General features: G+C 34.2%; 17 protein-coding genes. 13 read left to right on the top strand and 4 right to left on the bottom strand.

Translation table 11 applies throughout. From position 1 onward, the window contains the following. The first annotated feature begins 12 nt into the window (after nt 1-12). The 3 genes from EIG86_RS12135 (at nt 13) to secDF (ending at nt 5,248) form a co-directional block, all read left to right on the top strand. On the top strand, nt 13-1,026 hold the full coding sequence (locus EIG86_RS12135) for a DUF6588 family protein (protein ID WP_127846448.1): 1,014 nt from the start codon (nt 13-15) through the stop codon (nt 1,024-1,026). A gap of 33 nt (nt 1,027-1,059) precedes the next feature. After that, complete coding sequence (locus tag EIG86_RS12130; RefSeq protein ID WP_127846447.1) at nt 1,060-1,983, top strand: malate dehydrogenase; 924 nt, start codon at nt 1,060-1,062, stop codon at nt 1,981-1,983. A gap of 193 nt (nt 1,984-2,176) precedes the next feature. Next, nucleotides 2,177-5,248 (top strand): protein translocase subunit SecDF, encoded by a 3,072-nt coding sequence (gene secDF / locus EIG86_RS12125; RefSeq protein WP_127846446.1) that lies wholly within the window; start codon nt 2,177-2,179, stop codon nt 5,246-5,248. A 78-nt stretch (nt 5,249-5,326) separates the two neighbouring features. On the opposite strand, the gene EIG86_RS12120 is transcribed toward secDF, so the two are convergent. The 3 genes from EIG86_RS12120 to EIG86_RS12110 all read right to left on the bottom strand — a co-directional run bounded on the left by EIG86_RS12120 (nt 5,327) and on the right by EIG86_RS12110 (nt 8,425). Next, entirely contained in the window at nt 5,327-6,331 is a 1,005-nt protein-coding gene (locus EIG86_RS12120) for a 3-oxoacyl-ACP synthase III family protein (protein WP_127846445.1), read from the bottom strand. Between the two features lie 123 nt (nt 6,332-6,454). Then, on the bottom strand, nt 6,455-7,762 hold the full coding sequence (locus tag EIG86_RS12115; protein ID WP_127846444.1) for an ABC1 kinase family protein: 1,308 nt from the start codon (nt 7,760-7,762) through the stop codon (nt 6,455-6,457). Beyond that, entirely contained in the window at nt 7,763-8,425 is a 663-nt protein-coding gene (locus EIG86_RS12110; protein ID WP_127846443.1) for a TetR family transcriptional regulator C-terminal domain-containing protein, read from the bottom strand. It abuts the gene before it with no gap. Nucleotides 8,426-8,581: 156 nt separating this feature from the next. Between EIG86_RS12110 and htpG the strand changes: the two genes are divergently transcribed. The 9 genes from htpG to EIG86_RS12065 all read left to right on the top strand — a co-directional run bounded on the left by htpG (nt 8,582) and on the right by EIG86_RS12065 (nt 16,842). Then, nucleotides 8,582-10,474 (top strand): molecular chaperone HtpG, encoded by a 1,893-nt coding sequence (gene htpG, locus EIG86_RS12105; protein WP_127846442.1) that lies wholly within the window; start codon nt 8,582-8,584, stop codon nt 10,472-10,474. Nucleotides 10,475-10,653: 179 nt separating this feature from the next. Then, nucleotides 10,654-11,469 (top strand): hypothetical protein, encoded by an 816-nt coding sequence (locus tag EIG86_RS12100; protein ID WP_127846441.1) that lies wholly within the window; start codon nt 10,654-10,656, stop codon nt 11,467-11,469. Nucleotides 11,470-11,530: 61 nt separating this feature from the next. Beyond that, entirely contained in the window at nt 11,531-13,477 is a 1,947-nt protein-coding gene (thrS, locus tag EIG86_RS12095; RefSeq protein ID WP_127846440.1) for a threonine--tRNA ligase, read from the top strand. A gap of 59 nt (nt 13,478-13,536) precedes the next feature. Continuing rightward, nucleotides 13,537-14,052, top strand: coding sequence for a translation initiation factor IF-3 (infC, locus tag EIG86_RS12090; RefSeq protein WP_262707805.1), 516 nt, complete (start codon nt 13,537-13,539; stop codon nt 14,050-14,052). 28 nt (nt 14,053-14,080) lie between these two features. Beyond that, nucleotides 14,081-14,278: a 50S ribosomal protein L35 gene (rpmI, locus tag EIG86_RS12085; RefSeq protein ID WP_026302647.1), complete on the top strand. Its 198-nt coding sequence runs from the start codon at nt 14,081-14,083 to the stop codon at nt 14,276-14,278. Between the two features lie 95 nt (nt 14,279-14,373). Beyond that, complete coding sequence (gene rplT / locus EIG86_RS12080; protein WP_127846438.1) at nt 14,374-14,718, top strand: 50S ribosomal protein L20; 345 nt, start codon at nt 14,374-14,376, stop codon at nt 14,716-14,718. A gap of 165 nt (nt 14,719-14,883) precedes the next feature. Beyond that, on the top strand, nt 14,884-15,129 hold the full coding sequence (locus tag EIG86_RS12075; protein ID WP_127846437.1) for a hypothetical protein: 246 nt from the start codon (nt 14,884-14,886) through the stop codon (nt 15,127-15,129). A gap of 66 nt (nt 15,130-15,195) precedes the next feature. Then, nucleotides 15,196-15,966 carry an ABC transporter substrate-binding protein gene (locus EIG86_RS12070; protein ID WP_127846436.1) on the top strand — a complete coding sequence of 257 codons (771 nt, stop codon included), beginning with the start codon at nt 15,196-15,198 and terminating at the stop codon, nt 15,964-15,966. Nucleotides 15,967-16,035: 69 nt separating this feature from the next. Beyond that, a complete protein-coding gene (locus tag EIG86_RS12065) occupies nt 16,036-16,842 on the top strand; it encodes an alpha/beta fold hydrolase (protein ID WP_127846435.1) in 807 nt (268 codons plus the stop codon). A 2-nt stretch (nt 16,843-16,844) separates the two neighbouring features. Here EIG86_RS12065 and EIG86_RS12060 read toward each other — a convergent pair whose 3' ends face one another. Next, a complete protein-coding gene (locus tag EIG86_RS12060; RefSeq protein ID WP_127846434.1) occupies nt 16,845-17,546 on the bottom strand; it encodes a DUF4197 domain-containing protein in 702 nt (233 codons plus the stop codon). A gap of 176 nt (nt 17,547-17,722) precedes the next feature. On the opposite strand from EIG86_RS12060, the gene EIG86_RS12055 reads away from it, so the two are divergent. Continuing rightward, nucleotides 17,723-21,157 carry a methylmalonyl-CoA mutase family protein gene (locus EIG86_RS12055; RefSeq protein ID WP_127846433.1) on the top strand — a complete coding sequence of 1,145 codons (3,435 nt, stop codon included), beginning with the start codon at nt 17,723-17,725 and terminating at the stop codon, nt 21,155-21,157. Nucleotides 21,158-21,228 lie beyond the last annotated feature (71 nt).

Raw genomic sequence — 21,228 nt, 5'->3', positions numbered from 1 at the left:
AACCTTGATATTATGAAAAAAATAATTTTTGTATTAGGAATGGTTTTGTTTAGTCAGATTGGCTATTCACAAACAGGAGTCAATGATTTGTTGGCTGCAGGTTTGGAAGATGCACAACAATTTAGTCAATCTTATTTTTCACCATCTACAGAAGCTATGATTTACAGTTTAAGTAGCGGATGGTATAATTCTGGTGAAGCAAAAAAACTAGGCGAATTTGAAGTGTCATTCACAGGAAATGCATCGATGATAGGTGATTCAAGTAGAAGTTTTGAACTGAACACCGCGGATTATAATTTTTTAGAATTCCAGTCAGGACCAAGTTCTCAAATGGTTGCAACTTCTTTAGGTCAAAACAATCCTAATATTGATATGAATATTGTTTTTCAGGATGAAAATGGAAATCAAGAGGAAGTGATGTTAAGATTGCCACAAGGAATTGGTTCCGAAGGAGTCAGTACTTTGCCAAGTGCTTTTGTGCAAGCCAATGTTGGTTTGGTGGCAGGTTTTGAAGTGAAATTTAGATTCTTGCCAGAAGTTAATACTGAAGATGTAGATTTGAAAATGTATGGTTTCGGTTTGCAAAATGAGTTTTCAAAATGGATTCCAGGTGTAAAGTCTTTACCAGTAGCAATTTCTGGAATAATAGGATATTCTAAAATTGATGGTAGATATGCTTTAGACCCAGATAATTTAGTCCAAGGTAGCAACCAAAGAATTGAATCTGATCTTGATTCGTGGTTATACTCATTAGTTGCTTCAACCAAATTTAAAGTCATAAATTTTTATGGTGGAATCGGTTATGTAAATGGAAGTTCAGAAACTAGTTTACTAGGAAACTATACAATTAATGAAGGCGTCATCGCGGGTCAAACGCTTGAAAATCCCTTTTCAGTGAAATCTGATATTTCTGGGATGAAAGCAACACTTGGCACCCGCTTGAAATTGAGTTTTTTCAGAATTCATGTTGATTACAGTTTTCAAGAATTCAATACGGTTTCAGGAGGCATAAGCTTTGGAATATAATAATTGAATATTAATTTATAAAAATCATTTAAAATGAAAGTTACAGTAGTAGGTGCAGGCGCAGTTGGAGCAAGTTGCGCAGAATATATTGCGATTAAAAATTTCGCTTCAGAAGTAGTATTGCTAGATATTAAAGAAGGTTTTGCAGAAGGTAAAGCTATGGATTTAATGCAAACAGCTACTTTGAATGGTTTCGATACTAAAATAACTGGAACAACTGGAGATTATAGCAAAACTGCCGATAGTCAGGTTGCTGTCATTACTTCGGGAGTGCCAAGAAAACCTGGTATGACCAGAGAAGAGTTAATTGGTATTAACGCTGGAATTGTAAAAGATGTGGCTTCAGAATTAATCAAGCATTCACCAGATGTCACTTTAATTGTTGTGAGTAATCCGATGGATACGATGACATATTTGGCTCATCAAGTTTTAGATTTGCCACAAAACAAAATTATTGGAATGGGCGGTGCTTTAGATAGCGCTAGATTCAAATATAGATTAAGTGAAGCTTTAGAATGTCCTTCTTCAGATGTTGATGGAATGGTTATCGGTGGACATAGCGATACTGGCATGTTACCACTTACAAGATTGGCGACAAGAAATAGTGTAAGAGTTTCAGAATTCTTATCAGAAGAGCGGCTTCAGAAAGTTTCTGAAGACACTAAAGTTGGTGGAGCAACTTTGACAAAACTACTCGGGACAAGTGCTTGGTATGCGCCAGGTGCAGCAGTTTCTGGACTCGTGCAATCCATTATTTGTGACCAAAAGAAAATGTTTCCATGTTCAACATTTTTGAACGGAGAATACGGTTTGAATGACCTGTGTATTGGCGTTCCCGTAATTATTGGGAAAAATGGAATCGAAAAAATAGTTGAATTAGATTTGGATTATAGCGAAAAAGCAAAATTGAAAGAAAGTGCTGAAGCTGTTAAAAAAACTAATGGACTTTTAGAGTAATAAAAAATCATAATTGCTGAAAACCCGAATATCGCATTCGGGTTTTTTTAATGTAACTAGGTTTTGGGGTTTAAATGTATATGTTTAAATTTTTTTGAAAAGGTTAAAATTATCTTTAAAAAAAATATTGCCATTTCTATATCGAAAACCTATATTTGCCTGATTTTATAACAAGAAACTAATACTTTAAAGAATGCAGAATAAAGGACTAATCAAATTATTCGCTATTTTGTTCGGATTGGTAAGTATTTACCAACTATCGTTCACCTACTTAGCCAATGATGTTGAAAACGAAGCAGAAGCTTATGCAGCGCAAGAAATTTCAGAAGATGTTGAAAATGCGTCAGATCGTAGAGCAGCCAAAGTAGAAACCTACCTAGACTCTATTGGTGATCAACCGATTTTTGCTGGAATTGACTATAACACAGCTAAAAATAAAGAGTTGAATCTGGGTCTTGACCTTAAAGGCGGTATCAACGTTATTTTACAAATTTCAGTTAGCGATTTATTGAGAGATTTGGCTAACGACTCAAAGGATCCTGCATTCAACCAAGCTATACAAGAAGCAGCTGAAGCTAGAAAAAATAGTCAAGATAGTTTTCTTGAATTGTTTTTTGAAGCTTTTGATGATATCGAAGGTGCAAAATTAGCGTCTCCGGATATTTTTGGTACTAAAGATTTGGCAGACGAGGTTGATTTTGAAATGGCAAACAATCAAGTCAAACCAATAATCGAAAGAAAAATTGATGAAAGCATTACTTCTGCTTTTGAAGTTTTAAGAGAACGGATCGATAAATTTGGTGTTACTCAGCCAAACATCCAAAGACTTGGAAATTCTGGTAGAATTTTAATTGAACTGCCTGGTGCTAAAGATATTTCAAGAATTCAAAATCTATTGCAAAGTACTGCTCAACTTGAATTTTGGGAAGTTTACAAAGCTGCAGAATTTTCAGATTTCTTAGTGAAAGCTGATGCTATTGTTGCTGAAAACATGAAATCTGAATCAGATAAAGTTTCAGAAGAAAGCAGTGAAATTACAGAAGATGAGCAAACAGAAACTGATGGAGAAGTCCAAACAGATACTACTGATGTTGAAAGTGACGATGAAGAAGATTTAGAAGCATTGTTATCTGCAGAAGAGGAAGATGCTGATGAAACAGATTTTTCTAAGTCTAATCCTTTATTAAGCTTAGTACAATCAGCTGGTCAGCCTCAAGGTCCAGTTATTGCTTATTTTGCAATCAAGGATACTGCGAAGGTCAATAAGTTTTTGTCTATGCCTCAAGTGAAATCTCAATTGCCTTCTGATAAAAAATATGCAGAATTTGTGTGGGGAAAACCACCAAAAGATTCAGAAGTTATTGAGCTTTACGCCTTAAAAGGAAATCGTAACGACGAACCACAATTAGACGGTTCTGTAATTGTAGATGCTCAGCAAACTTTCGATCAAGGAGGAAGAATAGCTGTAAGTATGCAAATGGATGGTCGTGGTTCTAAGATTTGGGAAGATATGACAGGCAAAGCTTCTGCCCAAGGTTCACAAATTGCTATCGTTTTAGACAATACAGTATATTCAGCACCTGGTGTTTCTTCTGGAGCTATTACAGGAGGAAGAAGTGAAATTACAGGACAATTTTCTGTTCAGGAAGCGCAAGATTTAGCGAATGTTCTTAGAGCTGGTAAGTTGCCAGCTTCAGCAGATATTGTTCAAAGTGAAATTATAGGACCTTCCCTTGGACAAGAAGCTATAGATAGTGGAGTTTTATCATTCGTGATTGCTTTGATTTTCGTTTTAATTTATATGGTTTTGTATTATGGTAAAGCTGGATTGTATGCCGATATAGCTTTGATCGTGAATATACTTTTCATTTTTGGCGTTTTATCTGGACTTGGTGCAGTTTTAACTTTGCCTGGTATTGCTGGTATTGTTTTAACAATTGGTATGTCTGTGGATGCAAACGTTCTTATTTTTGAGAGAATTCGTGAGGAAATCCAAAAGGGAAAAACACAAGTTGAGGCCATTAGTGATGGTTTCAGAAATGCATTATCTTCTATTCTAGATGCAAATATTACAACCGGTTTGACTGGTATTATTTTACTTACTTTTGGAACTGGACCAATTAAAGGTTTTGCTACTACTTTATTAATAGGTATTGTAACCTCTTTATTTTGTGCTATTTTCTTAACGCGATTATTTATTGATAATGGTGGTAAAAAAGGAAAATCTTTACCATTTTCAACTGGTGCGACTAAGAATCTATTTCAAAACGTCAATATCAATTTCTTAACCAAGCGTAAAATTGCTTACATCATTTCAGGAATTGCTATTTTGATAAGCGTCGGCTCTTTAGTAACTAAAGGCTTGAATCAGGGTGTCGATTTTGTTGGTGGTAGAAGTTATACTGTTAGATTTGAACAGCCAGTTAATCCAACTGAGGTTGAAAGTATGTTGCTTTCAGATTTAGAAAGTGTTGAAGCTAAAACTTATGGTTCTTCTAATCAGTTAAAAATTACTACAAATTATAAAATTGAAGAAGAAGGAACTAAAGTTGACGATGAAATTCAATCAATTTTATACAATTCACTTCAGGACTTGTTACCATCTGGACTTACTTTACAAGAATTTAGAGTAGGTGACAGTAGTAGTGACAAAGAATATGGAGTGTTATCAGCAATAAAAGTTGGTCCAACCATTGCAGATGATATCAAAACCGCTTCGTATTACGCCATTATTGGCTCTTTAATTGTTGTGTTTTTATATATCTTAATTAGATTTAGAAGATGGCAGTTTTCACTAGGTGCAGTTGCTGCAGTTGTGCATGATGTTGTTATATTATTAGGACTTTACTCTTTATTGTATAATATTATGCCATTCAGTTTAGAAATAGACCAAGCATTTATTGCAGCAATTTTAACTGTAATTGGTTACTCACTGAATGATACTGTAGTTGTTTTCGATAGGATTCGTGAATTTTTTAATGAACATCCAAAATGGAAAATGGACAAACTTGTTAATTTAGCAGTAAGTTCAACAATTAGTAGAACAATCAACACCTCGTTAACAACCTTGGTTGTTTTAGTTGCTATATTTATCTTTGGAGGTGAAAGCATCAGAGGATTTATGTTTGCATTGATTATTGGTGTGGTAGTTGGTACATATTCATCAGTATTTATTGCAACACCTGTAATGTTCGATACTGTAAAGAAAAAAGGAATCGATTTGAGCAAAACTGAAGCTGAAGAAAAAGGACAAGTAAGAGCTTAAAATAATTTTATTTAATACTTAAAAAGCCTTGAAAAATCATTTTCAAGGCTTTTTTATTTTTTTTTAATATCGATAAAGTTACCAGCGAATAATAACACTTCCCCAAGTGAAACCACTTCCAAAGGCAGCCAAAACCACCAAATCTCCTCTTTGAATTAATCCATCTTCCCAAGCTTCCGTCAAAGCAATTGGAATAGATGCAGCAGTCGTATTGCCGTACTTTTGAATATTATTATAAACTTGTTCATCTTTGAGCTGGAATTTCTGCTGAATGTATTGTGAAATTCTTAAATTAGCTTGATGCGGAATAAACATATCAATGTCTTCCTTGGTTAAATTATTGTGTTGCAAGCCTTCGTTTATAACTTCAGAAAATCTTACGATAGCATTTTTAAATACCAATTGGCCATTCATTTTTGGATAATATGGAATATCTTCTTGTGGATTGTCAGCAATAATTTCTGGCACCCAATATTCTGTAGAAGGTCCACGAAGAGATAATTCGTCTATAAATTTCCCTTCAGAATGCAGGTGCGTAGATAATATTTTTGAATCATCATTGCTTCTGCTCAAAACTGCAGCACCAGCACCGTCGCCAAAAATAACAGAGACATGACGACTTCTATCAGTCATATCGAGACCACCACTATGGTTTTCACTACCAATAACAAGAACGTTTTTGTACATTCCAGTTTTGATAAATTGATCTGCAACAGAAATGCCATAAACAAAACCGCTGCATTGGTTTCTTACATCTAAAGCTGGACAAGTGTCAATGCCTAATTTTTCTTGAATTTGCACTCCACAGCCAGGGAAGTAATAATCTGGACTTAAGGTGGCAAAAACTATCAAATCGATGTCTTTCTTGTCAATTTCTGAACGTTCTATGGCTTGTTTTGCGGCTTTGAAACCCATTTCAGCAGTAGAATTGCCATCACCTTTTTTGATATGTCGACGTTCCTTAATTCCGGTACGTTCTTGAATCCATTCATCGTTAGTTGTCATTAACTTTGACAAATCTTCATTGGTGACAACGTTTTCAGGAACATATTTCCCTAAACCTAATATTTTTGAATGATACATGTATTATGAATTTATTATTGCAAGATACGTATAATGGCGAATTTGGTAAAATAAAGACAAAAAGAAAACGCCCTATTCAAAATAAATGAAAGAGCGTTTTCCCAACCAACCTAACCAAAAAAATTACATATATTGTTTATAGTCGTGAATGTTAACTTTAGCTTTCAAATCATGTAATAAATTATACAAACCGAAAAATGTACGATTGATATATAAAAAATGTTTGCTACCTCGGTTACCATTCATTTTTCTCAATTCTTTATCACTGCTGTACTTTTCACTTAAATTTGAAACTTGTGACCAAAATCTTTCATCACCAAAATCAAAGGTTTCTTTGTGAAAAGGACTTGTGAATAGACTCAACATTTCATGAAATAAAGCCGAAAAATATTTTATTTCACTTTCAGAATCATCTTCTCTTATAATTTCAAGTTCTTTTAACTTTTCTAAGAAAAACTCAGGATCATTTATGTTTTTAGGTACTGCGAGTTCAAAATATGGTGTATAAAATTTCATTGGAATATTCTTGATACATCCAAAGTCAATAGCAATTAATTCATATTTGTCATTTACTAAAAAATTGCCAGGATGTGGGTCTGCATGAACTTCTTTCAATTTGTGAAATTGAAACATATAAAAATTCCAAAGTGCTTGACCTAGTTTATTCCCGACTTCAGAAGAAAAATCTTTCTTTACAAATTCACTGAGATGTTGACCGTGCATCCAATCCATCGTGATGATTCGCTCACTTGATAAATCTTTGTAATACTTAGGAAATTTCAGATTTGGTATATGGTTACAAGCTTCAGAAATTCGTTTACTTTGCTCGACTTCCAAAATATAATCTGTTTCTTCAATCAGCTTCTCTTCAATTTCTTTGAAATATTTTTCTGAATCTTTACCTTTGAGATTAAACATCCTTGTAGCCACGGGTTTAACCATGGCTAAATCAGAACTTATGCTTTCAGCTACACCTGGATATTGAATTTTCACAGCAAGTTTTTTCCCATTCTTTTCAGCTCTATGAACCTGACCTATACTGGCAGCGTTCACAGATTCTGAGGTGAAAGTATCATAAAGTTCTTCAGGATATTTTCCGTTATATTTTTTAAAAGTTTTTCTTACTAAAGGTGCCGAAAGTGGTGGCACGCTAAACTGAGCCAAACTGAATTTTTCTACATAAGCGCTCGGCAACAAACTCTTTTCCATAGAAAGCATTTGCGCAACTTTCAAGGCGCTACCTTTCAGGCTTTTTAGACCATCGTAAATATCAGATGCATTTTCAGCATCTAATTCATCTCTAGATAATTCAGAATTAAAGGCTTTTTTAGAATAGTATTTCAAGTAATTGGCACCAACTTTTGTTCCCGTACCTATTAATTTTGAAGTTCTACTAAATTTACCCGTCGGTATTTTATCTAATGTTTTCATTTATTTCATTGTTTCTTTATAGAGAAACTTTCCAAAATCAAATACCTTTTCGAGTGGCGTATTATCAAACACATCAAAAATAGTATTGACTGATTTTTCTATGGCGATATCAGTTTTTTCAAAATCTGGCGAAGAATCTTCTTTCCAGAATTTCAATAAAAATAAAAACTGAATCCAAGCACCTTCTGAGTAGATTTTCTCATTGCGTTTCAGAAAACCATACTGTTTTTCATCATTATCATCTTCAATTAAATCTGTAGCAAAAGATTTGATGTTAGAACGCAAACCTTTCAGTTGTTTAAGATTTTTCATGTTTTGTTCATTTTCGTCTAAAACGTACAAAACATAACTTCTGTTGGCTGTCAAAATTTCAAAAAAAGTATAGAAAAACGTCAACATTTTCTCTCGACTGCCGTAGGATTGAACTTCTTCGTTTTGCATCATCAGTTCATGTGCATTTTTGAAAAAAGTTTCCCAGATATTATGTCTTAAAGAATCGAAATTTCCGAAAAACTTATAAAATTCTGCTTCTTTGAATTTATGAATTTTGGCAAATTTGTATACAGATTTAGGTGTTTCCTCATGCTCCAAAACGTATTCCATATAGTATGTAAGAATATCCATTTTGGAAACCGATTTTGATTTTTTTACTTGGTTAGCCATAATTTTTCCCTTTTTACAAATATAATTATTGTTTAACTTATTGAGTTTATTCTTAAACAGAATATTTTGTTAAATCTTGATTTATGCCAAAATGTCACAACTTAGGTTGCGGTATTCATTTTGATAAGTTTGTTTAAAATCAAAATAAACTAAATTATGGCAACTGGTAATATTAATGTTTCCGTTGAAAACATATTTCCGCTGATAAAGAAGTTTTTATACAGCGATCACGAGATTTTCTTAAGAGAATTGATTTCAAATGCAACAGATGCAACTTTGAAACTCAACCACCTTGTTAGAATTGGTGAAGCCAAAATAGATGTTGGCAAACCAAAAATTGAGGTGAAAATTGATAAAGAGAACAAAACACTTCACATCATCGACGAAGGTGTCGGTATGACCAAAGAAGAGGTTGAGAAATACATCAACGAAGTGGCTTTTTCTGGAGCTGAAGAATTTTTAGAAAAATATAAAGATTCTGATGTCAAAGAGTCAGGAATTATTGGTCATTTTGGTCTTGGATTTTATTCAGCTTTTATGGTTGCCAATAAAGTTGAAATCAAAACCAAATCCTGGAAAGACGAACCAGCAGCGCACTGGATTTGTGAAGGAACTACAGAATTTACATTAGAAGATAGCGATAAAAGCGAACGTGGAACAGAAATTATTCTTCACATCAATGATGGTGAGGAAGAATTTTTAGAAGAACACAGAATCAATGAATTGTTGGTGAAATACAACAAATTCATGCCAGTTTCAATTAAATTTGGAACTAAAGAAAAAGAATTACCAAAAGCCGACGACGCCAAAGAAGATGAAAAGCCCAAAACGGTAACCGTTGACAATATTATAAATAATCCCGATCCAGCTTGGACCAAACAGCCAACTGAACTAGAGGATGCAGATTACAAATCTTTTTACAGAGAGTTGTATCCAACGCAGTTTGAGGAACCGCTTTTCCATATTCACCTGAATGTTGATTATCCATTCAATTTGACAGGGATTTTATATTTCCCAAAATTGACAAACGATTTATCAATTCAAAAAGATAAAATTCAACTTTATCAAAATCAAGTTTTCGTAACGGACAACGTAGAAGGCATCGTTCCAGAATTTTTGACTATGTTGAAAGGTGTCATTGATTCTCCGGACATTCCGCTGAATGTTTCAAGATCTTATTTGCAAGCTGATGGCGCTGTGAAGAAAATTTCCAGCTATATCACTAGAAAAGTTGCCGATAAGTTGAAATCGCTTTTCAACAACAACCGAGAAGATTTTGAGCAAAAATGGAACGACATCAAAGTTGTCATTGAATACGGCATGTTGTCTGAAGATAAGTTTTACGAGAAAGCGCAGAAATTTGCACTTTATCCAACAACAGATGGTAAATATTTCACTTTCGATGAACTGAAAAATGACATCACTGAGCATCAAACTGATAAAGATGGGAAGTTAGTTGTATTGTACACTTCAGATAAAGATAAGCAACACAGCTATATTAAAACTGCAGAAGACAAAGGTTACAAAGTCTTGTTGTTAGATTCTCCAATTGTTCCACATTTGATTCAGAAAATCGAACAAGAAAACGAACAAAAAGTATCTTTTGTAAGAGTTGATAGCGACCATATTGAAAATCTAATCAAGAAAGATTCTGAGCAAGTTTCTAAGCTTTCCGATGAAGAAAAAGACAAAGTCAAAGAAAGTTTTGAAAGCGTTGTGCCGAAAGAAAAATACACAGTTCAACTTGAAGCTTTAGATTCTGAAACTGCACCGCTTATGATAACTCAGCCAGAATTTATGCGTCGCATGAAAGAAATGCAACAAACTGGTGGAGGCGGAATGTTTGGTATGGGCAATATGCCAGAAATGTATAATTTGGTAGTAAACACCAACAACACATTAATATCTGACATTCTGAATACTGAAGATGAGGAAACCAAGTCAAGATTGATTAAACAAAGTTTAGATTTGGCATTATTGTCTCAAAATCTGCTGAAAGGTGAGGAGCTAACGAATTTTGTAAATCGTAGTTTCAAAATGATAAAATAATTTGAAACAGTTATAATATCATGAAAACCGCTTCAGTTTTGAAGCGGTTTTTTTATGAAATTTTGAAACACTAATTTTAACAAAATCAGATTCAAATGAAATTTTTGAATCTGATTTAAAACCTGATTTTCATTTGAAGTATGAAATCAATTTCGTTAATTTGGAATAAATTTGATATAATGAAACACTTGTACTTTTTATCGATTTTCTCTCTTTTTATTCTTGTAAGTTGCAATTCAAAATCATCTAAAGATTCTGAAAAACAACAAAATGAAGTTGAAAAGACAAAGCAAACCAAAAAATCTCATAAAATAGCACCAGATCATAAGCGTTTGTATAAAACCTATGCAGACATAAATAATCTAGAAAAGTTCAATGAGGAATCTGAATTTCAATATAATATTGAAGTGAAATTTGAAAAAGACAACTCTAAAGATTTCTCTGGTACAATTCAGTCCAAAACAGATTTTAGTGATATCAAATTAAAATTAGATTCAGGGAAAAGTTTTTTTTATAAAAATGGTGAATTTTATGGAAATCCAAAAAATGACCTTCGGATAAATCCTTTTGAAATTATAAATATGACGAGTTTGCCGTTTGCTATGCAAAACTTAAATTATGAAGCAGAGAAAAAAATAATTGTAGAAGATAACGACAAAAAGTATAATGTTTTGTCCTTAGGTTATGAAGACTTGAAACCTTCTCCAATTCAAATAAAATCAGTTACTTCAAGTGCAACAACAAATTTGTTGCAATCAGCAAAATTAGAAACTAAATCAAGCACCATTTTAGAAAACGGAGTTTTTGAAATTAATTTCGATCGATACATTACTGTGAATAAAATTCCAATCGCTTTAAATTTGAATTTGTTTTCAAACGAGAAAAAAATAGCGACAATTACTGTTTCAAGAATCAGTTATCCAAAAGCTGGAAGCATAGATTTTTCAATACCAAACAGCTATAAAGTTATTCAATCTCAAAATCAAATCAACTAAGCGAGTTTTCAGCTTGTAAAGTATTCTGAACTCAGTATCTTTGCACCAAATTATAGGAACAATGATAAATATCACTTTACCAGATGGTAGCGTAAAGCCATACGAAAGCGGTTCAACACCGATGGACGTTGCGCAAAGCATTAGTGCTGGATTAGCACGAAACGTAATTTCAGCAAAATTCAACGGTCAAATTGTTGAAACCACCACGACGCTTACCGAGGATGGTAAATTGGTATTGTTAACATTCAACGACGACGAAGGCAAACAAGCATTTTGGCATTCGACTTCGCATTTGATGGCGCAAGCTGTTTTGAAACTTTATCCGGGCGTTAAACTTACAATCGGCCCTTCCATCGAAAATGGATTTTACTACGATGTGGATATGGGTGAACAATCCATTTCTGAAAATGATTTCCCAAAGATTGAACAGAAAATGTTGGAATTGGCACGTGGAAAACATGAATTCCAAATGCGTTCTGTATCCAAATCTGAAGCGCTTTCTTATTACAAAGAACGTTCAAATGAATTTAAAGTTGAATTGATTGAAAATCTAGAAGATGGCGAAATTACATTTTGTGATCACGACGATTTTACCGATTTATGCCGTGGCGGACATATTCCGAACACTGGTTTTATAAAAGCCGTAAAGTTGATGAACATTGCCGGCGCTTACTGGCGTGGCGATGAAAATAATCCACAGCTGACAAGAATTTACGGAATTTCTTTTCCGAAGCAAAAACAGCTTAAAGAATATTTAGCACTTTTGGAAGAAGCCAAAAAGCGCGATCACAGAAAGTTAGGAAAAGAATTGAAACTTTTCACCTTTTCGCAAAAAGTGGGACAAGGTTTGCCGCTTTGGTTGCCAAAAGGCGCTGCATTGAGAGAGCGTTTAGAAAATTTTCTAAAAAAAGCACAAGAAGAAGCTGGTTACGAACAAGTGGTATCGCCACATATCGGACACAAAGAATTATACATGACTTCGGGTCATTTTCAAAAATATGGTGAAGACAGTTTTCAACCTATAAAAACGCCACAAGACGGCGAAGAATATTTGCTGAAACCAATGAATTGCCCACATCACTGTGAGATTTTCAATTCACAAGCTTGGAGTTACCGTGATTTGCCAAAACGTTTTGCAGAATTTGGAACGGTTTATAGATATGAGCAAAGTGGTGAATTGCACGGTTTAACACGTGTTCGCGGTTTCACACAAGACGATGCGCATATTTTTTGTACACCAGAACAGCTTGACGAAGAATTCAAAAAAGTTATAGATTTGGTTTTGTATGTTTTCGGGTCTTTAGGTTTCGAAAACTTTACTGCGCAAGTTTCATTAAGAGATCCAGAAAATTCGTCTAAATATATCGGTTCCGATGAAAATTGGAAAAAGGCGGAATCTGCTATTTTGAATGCTGCAGAAGAAAAAGGTTTGAATTATAAAGTTGAAACTGGCGAAGCTGCATTTTATGGTCCAAAATTGGACTTTATGGTAAAAGATGCTTTAGGCAGACAGTGGCAACTCGGCACCATTCAAGTAGATTATAATTTGCCTGAGCGTTTTGAACTTGAATACAAAGGTAGTGACAACGAAATGCATCGCCCAGTTATGATTCATCGTGCGCCTTTTGGAAGTTTAGAACGTTTTGTTGCTATACTTTTGGAACATACTGGTGGGAATTTCCCACTTTGGTTGATGCCTGAACAAGCTATTATACTATCAATCAGTGAGAAATATGAAAATTATTCTAAAAAAGTTTTAAGTTTACTGAAAAATCACGAAATTCGCGCCAAGTTTGATAATAGAAATGAAACCATGGGCAAGAAAATCCGTGAAGCAGAAATGGATAAAATCCCATTTATGTTGATAGTTGGAGAAACTGAAGCCGAAAATGAAACAGTTTCTGTTAGAAAACATGGTGGAGATGATTTGGGTGAAATGCCGATAGAAAGTTTTGCAAAACTCATCAACGCAGAAATAGATAAAGAAATTTATAAATTTGAAGTTTAACTTAAAAATATATAGCCATAGCAATACGTAGAAAAAAATCAAGACAGTCACCGAGGCAAATTAAAGAAAATCCTCACAGAATCAATGACAAAATTCGTGCTCCCAAAGTTCGAGTTGTCGGAGATAACGTTAAAGTAGATATTTACTCACTCAAAGAGGCTTTAGCTATAGCTGAAGAGCAGGAGCTGGATTTGGTGGAAATTTCACCAAAAGCGGATCCGCCTGTTTGTAAAGTTATGGACTACAAAAAGTTCTTGTACGAGCAAAAGAAAAGAGAAAAAGCACTTAAGCAAAAAACATCTCAAGTCGTTGTCAAAGAAATTCGTTTTGGACCAAATACTGACGATCACGATTATGAGTTTAAGAAGAAAAATGCTGAAAAGTTTTTGAAAGACGGTGCCAAATTAAAAGCTTTTGTTTTCTTTAAAGGACGTTCTATAGTGTTTAAAGATAAAGGACAAATATTACTGCTTAGACTTGCTCAAGATTTAGAAGACTATGCTAAAGTTGAGCAAATGCCAAAATTGGAAGGTAAAAGAATGATTATGATGCTTGCCCCAATTTCCAAAAAATAAATTGCGATAATCCTAAATAAAGATCCAAATGCCTAAAATGAAAACAAAGTCGAGTGCTAAAAAACGTTTTAAACTTACCGGAACTGGTAAAATAAAACGCAAACATGCATTCAAAAGTCACATTTTGACTAAAAAGTCAAAAAAGAGAAAGTTGAAGTTAACGCATGACACGTTAGTTCACAAAGCAGACGAACACAGCATCAAAACTCAATTACGTTTAAAGTAATTATTTTTTGAAGGTTTAGTTAATTATTAATCCATGGAGTTAGGCTCAGAAAATGTTTAAAAAATAAACTGCCTACTACAAAAAAACATCAAATTATGCCAAGATCAACAAATTCAGTAGCTTCAAGAGCGAGACGCAAGAAAATAATGAAGCAAGCTAAAGGTTACTACGGACGTCGTAAAAACGTTTGGACAGTAGCTAAAAACGCAGTCGAAAAAGCAATGTTATACGCTTACAGAGACCGCAAAACCAAAAAGAGAAATTTCAGATCTTTATGGATCATCAGAATAAACGCTGGTGCAAGATTGCACGGTTTGTCTTACTCACAATTTATGGGGAAAGTCAAAGCAAATAACATCGACTTGAACAGAAAAGTTCTAGCCGATTTAGCAATGAATAATCCAGAAGCGTTTAAAGCTGTTGTAGATAAAGTAAAATAAATTTAATCTTATTATCGCAATTTTAAAGACCTGTATCATTTCGATGCAGGTCTTTTATTTTTATTAAATCTAAAAAGGTATTATTAGAATTTACCTTTATATTTTAAAAAAATCGCACACTTTTAGCTAAATTAGTTGAAAATTGTTTAACTAAAAAGAAAAATTATGGCTATTAGACATGCAAATAACTGTTCGAATTGTGAAAACCTTGTTGAAAATTCATTTTGTAGCAAACATAAAGTAATGGTTTCAGCAAGATATACATGCGATCAGTTCAATATGAAAGTTGAATTCAAAAATGAAAGAAATTGTACCAATTGTGCAAAACACGATACATCGAGTTGTGCACATCCACAAAAAGCTGCTCCAGGAATGCTTTGTGCATCTTGGGCTCCACAAGCGATCTCATAATAGATAAATTCACAAATACCTGAAACCGACTGAATTTTCAATCGGTTTTTTTATTTTTATAAAAAAATGAAAGATCAACTTGGCCGTAAAATTCAAATCGAAAAAGTACCTCAACGAATCATTTCTTTGGTACCAAGCCTAACAGAATTGTTAGTTGATTTAGGTTTGGAAGATAGACTTGTGGGCGTGACCAAATTTTGCGTGCATCCTGAAGATTTACGGAAAAAAGTTGAAGTTGTAGGCGGTACTAAAGATGTAAAAATCGATAAGGTTAAATCGCTTAAGCCTGATATTATAATTGCGAACAAAGAAGAAAATACATTAAAAACTGTTGATGAGTTATCTGAATTTTGCACAGTTCATGTCAGCGATGTTAACAATTTTCAAGATGTCATCGATTTGATTCAAGATTATGCTGAAATCCTTGAAGTTCATAATAAAGCTAAATCAATTATTGAAAATCTTCAAGAGAAATTTACAGATTTCAAATCATTTTCTAAAAATAGTTCTAAATTGAAAGTAGCCTATTTCATCTGGCGAAAGCCTTGGATGCTAGTAGGAAATGGTACTTTTATCAATTATATGTTAGAACTGAATAATTTTGAAAATGCATATAAACACCTTCCGCGTTATCCAGAAGTTGACATCAATCAACTGGAGGAATTGGATTTTGTATTCTTATCTTCAGAACCATTCCCGTTTTCAGAACAATATTTTAGGGAAATTCCTCTAGAAAATTCTAAAATTGTGATTATAGATGGCGAGTATTTTAGTTGGTATGGAACAAGGTTATTAAAAGCATTTGATTACTTTAAGCAATTGAGAAAGAAATTATAAAATTTTTGGATATTCCTGCCATATATGAGTTTTTAGCTCAAGAAGTTTTATCTTTACTCAAAAAAAAGCTTGATTCACCATTCAGTTTTCACTCATAAAAGTTCAACCCAATGGGTGACTTTTGTTCATGGCGCCGGCGGAAGTTCGTCTATTTGGTTCAAACAATTGCGCGCATTCAAAAAGCATTTTAATATTTTGCTTTTAGATTTGCGCGGTCATGGCAATTCTCAACCTTCTTTAAAAGATTCTCTTAAAGATAATTACACTTTTGATGCTATTACAGACGATATTGTTGAGGTTTTAAATCATAGAGAAATTGAAAAATCTCATTTTATAGGAATTTCTTTAGGTACGATTTTAATTCGAAACCTTGCTGAAAATTATCCAAATCGCGTTGAAAGTATGATTATGGGTGGTGCAATTATGAAGATGAATGTACGTTCTAGATTTTTGATGAATGTTGGTGTAATTTTCAAATCTGTAGTGCCTTACATGATTTTATATAAGTTATTTGCTTTTATTATCATGCCGCGTAAAAACCACAAAAAATCTCGAAATCTCTTTGTGAATGAGGCTAAGAAGCTATATCAAAAGGAATTTATTCGTTGGTTCAAATTGACCTCGGAAATTAATCCTTTATTAAAGTTTTTTAGGCAAAAGGCTATCGATATTCCTTCCTTATATGTTATGGGTCAACAAGATTATTTATTCTTGCCAGCTGTTCAGAAAATTGCCGAGACTCACGAAAAAGCAAAGCTTTTTATTTTAGAAAACTGTGGACACGTTGTCAATGTTGAAAAACCTTTGGAATTCAACCAAAAAGTTATAGGGTTTATTAAAAATATTCAAGTTGAAAACCAAATAAAACTAGCTTAGTTTTAATCCTGAAGTGCAAAAACTCGTCTCAATAATTCTGTAGTTCTTGAATTGACTTTAGCTCGAATTTCTTTCTCTTCAATTTCAATCATAGTAAAAACGCCATCTAAAGCACGATTGGTGACGTAATCTGTCAAATCTGGATTCACATTTTCTGTTAACGGAATTTTGTTGTATTTCGAAATAATGTTTTCCCAAATTTGGTCAGCACCAACTTTACTGAAATTTTTGTTTACCACAGGTTGAAATTTGTTATAAAGCTCTGTTTTGGTCTGGCTTTTTAAGTAATTTGTCGCTGCATTTCGATCACCGAGCAAAATATTTTTAGCATCGTTGATGCTCATGTTTTGAATGGCGTTAATAAAAATCGGAGTGGCTTCTTTCACTGCTTCTTCAGCAGTTCTATTCAAAGCTTTGATGCCTTCATCCGCTAAATTGCCCATGCCAATTTTTCTCAAACCACTTTCCAGTTTTTGCAACTCTTCAGGTAAACCAATTTTGACCAAATCGTTCCCGTAAAATCCGTTTTCTTGTGTCAGTTTTGTCACTTGCTCGTCAATTCCTTTATTCAAAGCTTGTTTCAAACCCTCTGCAATTTGACCTTCGCTCAAAGTTCTGTTTTTATTGACTTCCTCTGCTACTTGCTGAAGTTCAGCGCAAGAGCTGATAAACAATAATATTGGAATTAGTAAGATTTTTTTCATGAGAATCATTTTATTCCTTCAAATATACTTGTTTGGCTTAGATTATTTTCAAATTCAATTATGAATTCTCAAGTTGAAATTTGATTAATAATCGTTATTAGAATTCTAATTTTGATGACATTAAATACATATTTCGTAATTTTACATTTCAAAAAATAGAAATTATTCAAATTCATATGAAGCAGGAAAAACCATATAAACCAAAACATCAAATCAGAATTGTAACTGCAGCCTCACTTTTTGACGGTCATGATGCAGCCATTAATGTGATGCGTAGAATTATTCAATCTACAGGCGTTGAGGTGATTCACTTAGGACACGATAGAGGAGTGGAAGAGGTTGTGAACACAGCGATTCAAGAAGATGTTAATGCCATTGCCATGACGTCTTACCAAGGCGGTCACAATGAGTACTTCAAATATATGTATGATCTTTTAAAAGAAAAAGGTGCGACACACATCAAAATTTTTGGTGGTGGTGGCGGTGTTATTCTCACAGAAGAAATTGAAGAACTCATGGATTACGGCATCACCAGAATTTATTCTCCAGATGATGGTCGTGAAATGGGACTTCAAGGTATGATTAACGATTTGGTAAAACAATCTGATTTCCCAACACCAAAATTAGACAATGAAGCCAATGCTGAAAAGAATCTGAAAGGAAAACATACCAACACTATTGCAAGATTAATTTCTTTAGCTGAAAATAAACATGATAGTTTTGAGAAAATTTTCAAACCAATTCAAGAAAACCATTCCAATAAAGTTCCAGTTTTAGGAATTACAGGAACTGGTGGCTCAGGAAAATCTTCTTTGGTTGATGAATTGGTAAGACGTTTTTTGGTAGATTTCAAAGACAAAACTATCGGTATTGTTTCTGTGGATCCTTCCAAAAGACGAACTGGTGGCGCACTTTTAGGCGACAGAATTCGTATGAATGCCATCAATTCTCCAAGAGTTTATATGCGTTCTTTGGCGACACGACAATCCAATTTAGCACTTTCCAAATACGTTCAGGAAGCAGTTGAAGTTTTGAAAGCTGCAAATTATGATTTGATAATTCTAGAAACTTCAGGAATCGGTCAAAGCGATACGGAAATTCTCGACCATTCCGATCTCTCTTTATATGTCATGACACCAGAGTTTGGTGCAGCCACACAACTTGAAAAAATTGACATGCTAGATTTTGCAGATTTGGTTGCCATCAATAAATTCGACAAACGTGGTGCCAAGGATGCGTTGCGTGATGTGAAAAAACAATACCAAAGGAATCACAATCTTTGGGATGCCAAATTGGATACACTGCCGGTTTTTGGAACCATTGCTTCACAATTTAATGATCCAGGCATGAATGTCTTGTATCAGAAAATAATGAAACAGATTTCTGAAAAAACAGATTCCAGTTTGAAAAGCGATTACCATATTACAGACGAAATGTCTGAAAAAATATTTGTAATTCCACCAGCGAGAACACGTTACTTGTCAGAAATTTCAGAAAACAACCGCGCTTATGATGATAAGGCTGAGAATCAAGTTGAGGTTGCTCAAAAACTTTATGGAATCTACAAAACCTTAGAAAGTGCAGTAAATTCTGAATTGGCTTTAGATAAAAACGGAATAGATGAAGACGCACTTTCTGAATTAATTACCGAAGACAATAAAGATTTTGCAGATTTATTGAAAAAAGAATTCGATCGTGTCAAGATGGATTTAGATCCATATAATTGGAACAAAATTTTAGAATGGGATTCAACAGTAAAACGTTATTCTGACGATGTTTACACATTTAAAGTCAGAGATAAAGAAATCAAAATTGATACGCATACCGAATCGCTGTCCCATTTGAAAATCCCGAAAGTTGCGTTGCCAAAATACAAAGCTTGGGGCGATTTGTTGAAATGGTTGCTTCAGGAAAATGTGCCTGGCGAATTTCCTTACACAGCTGGTTTATATCCGTTTAAAAGAACTGGTGAAGATCCGACAAGAATGTTTGCCGGAGAAGGCGGCCCAGAACGTACCAACCGAAGATTTCACTATGTGAGTGCTGGATTGCCAGCCAAGCGTTTGTCTACCGCATTCGATTCTGTAACTTTATACGGCAACGATCCTGATCATCGCCCTGATATTTACGGTAAAATCGGTAATGCGGGTGTTTCTATTTGCTGTTTGGACGATGCCAAAAAATTATACTCTGGTTTCGATTTGGCGGACAAAATGACTTCCGTAAGTATGACGATTAATGGACCAGCACCGATGTTGCTTGGTTTCTTTATGAATGCCGCCATAGACCAACAATGTGAAAAATACATTAAGGAAAACGGACTTGAAAAAGAAATTGAAGCCAAAATTCAAAACATTTATGAAAAAGCTGGTACAGAACGTCCAGTTTATCGCGGAGATTTGCCTGAAGGTAGTAGTGGTTTAGGCTTGATGCTACTTGGTGTAACTGGAGATCAAGTTTTACCAGAAGATGTTTACGAGAAAATTAAAATAGAAACCATCGCGGTAGTTCGTGGTACGGTTCAAGCAGATATTTTAAAAGAAGACCAAGCCCAAAACACTTGTATTTTTTCAACAGAATTTGCCCTCAGACTAATGGGCGACGTTCAGGAATATTTTATTGAAAATAAAGTCAGAAATTTCTATTCGGTTTCTATTTCAGGTTACCATATCGCAGAAGCTGGCGCCAATCCAATTACACAATTGGCATTAACGCTATCAAATGGCTTCACTTACGTAGAATATTATTTGAGTCGTGGCATGGACATCAATAAATTTGGTCCGAATTTATCCTTCTTTTTCTCCAACGGAATTGATCCAGAATACGCTGTGATTGGGCGAGTTGCGAGAAGAATTTGGTCAAAAGCCATGAAAGAAAAATACGGTGCCAATCCAAGAGCTCAAATGTTGAAATACCACATTCAAACTTCTGGACGCTCGTTGCATGCGCAAGAAATCGATTTCAATGATATCCGTACAACGCTTCAAGCTTTGTATGCGATTTACGATAATTGTAATTCTTTGCATACTAACGCTTACGATGAAGCGATTACCACGCCTACAGAAGAATCTGTGCGTCGTGCAATGGCAATCCAATTGATTATCAACAAAGAGTTAGGTTTGGCTAAAAACGAAAACCCAATTCAAGGTTCATTCATTATTGAAGAACTTACCGATTTGGTTGAAGAAGCTGTTTTGTTAGAATTCGACCGTTTGACAGAACGTGGCGGCGTTTTAGGTGCGATGGAAACCATGTATCAGCGTAGCAAAATTCAGGAAGAAAGCTTGCATTACGAAACCTTGAAACACACTGGAGAATTCCCAATTATCGGTGTGAATACATTCTTGAGTTCAAAAGGCTCGCCAACTGTGAAGCCTCGTGAGGTTATTCGCGCAACTGAAGAAGAAAAAGAATTTCAAATTACGACGCTTCAGAAACTTCATAAAACTTATGAAGAAAGCGCAGATCAATATTTGAAACGTGTTCAAGATGCAGCCATCAAAAACGAAAATATGTTTGAAGAATTGATGGAAGCGACAAAATTTTGTTCTTTAGGACAAATTACTGAAGCACTCTTTGAAGTTGGCGGACAATACCGTCGAAATATGTAAGAAAATTTAATACTTACTTTTTTAAAATAAATCCCACAATTTTAAAAACTGTGGGATTTTTTATTTTATAA

The organism is Psychroflexus aestuariivivens (genome assembly GCF_004010055.1).
In the GTDB taxonomy this organism is placed as follows: domain Bacteria; phylum Bacteroidota; class Bacteroidia; order Flavobacteriales; family Flavobacteriaceae; genus Psychroflexus; species Psychroflexus aestuariivivens.
The sequence above is the reverse complement of the archived record's forward strand: the minus strand, read 5'-3'. Positions and strand labels throughout refer to the sequence as shown.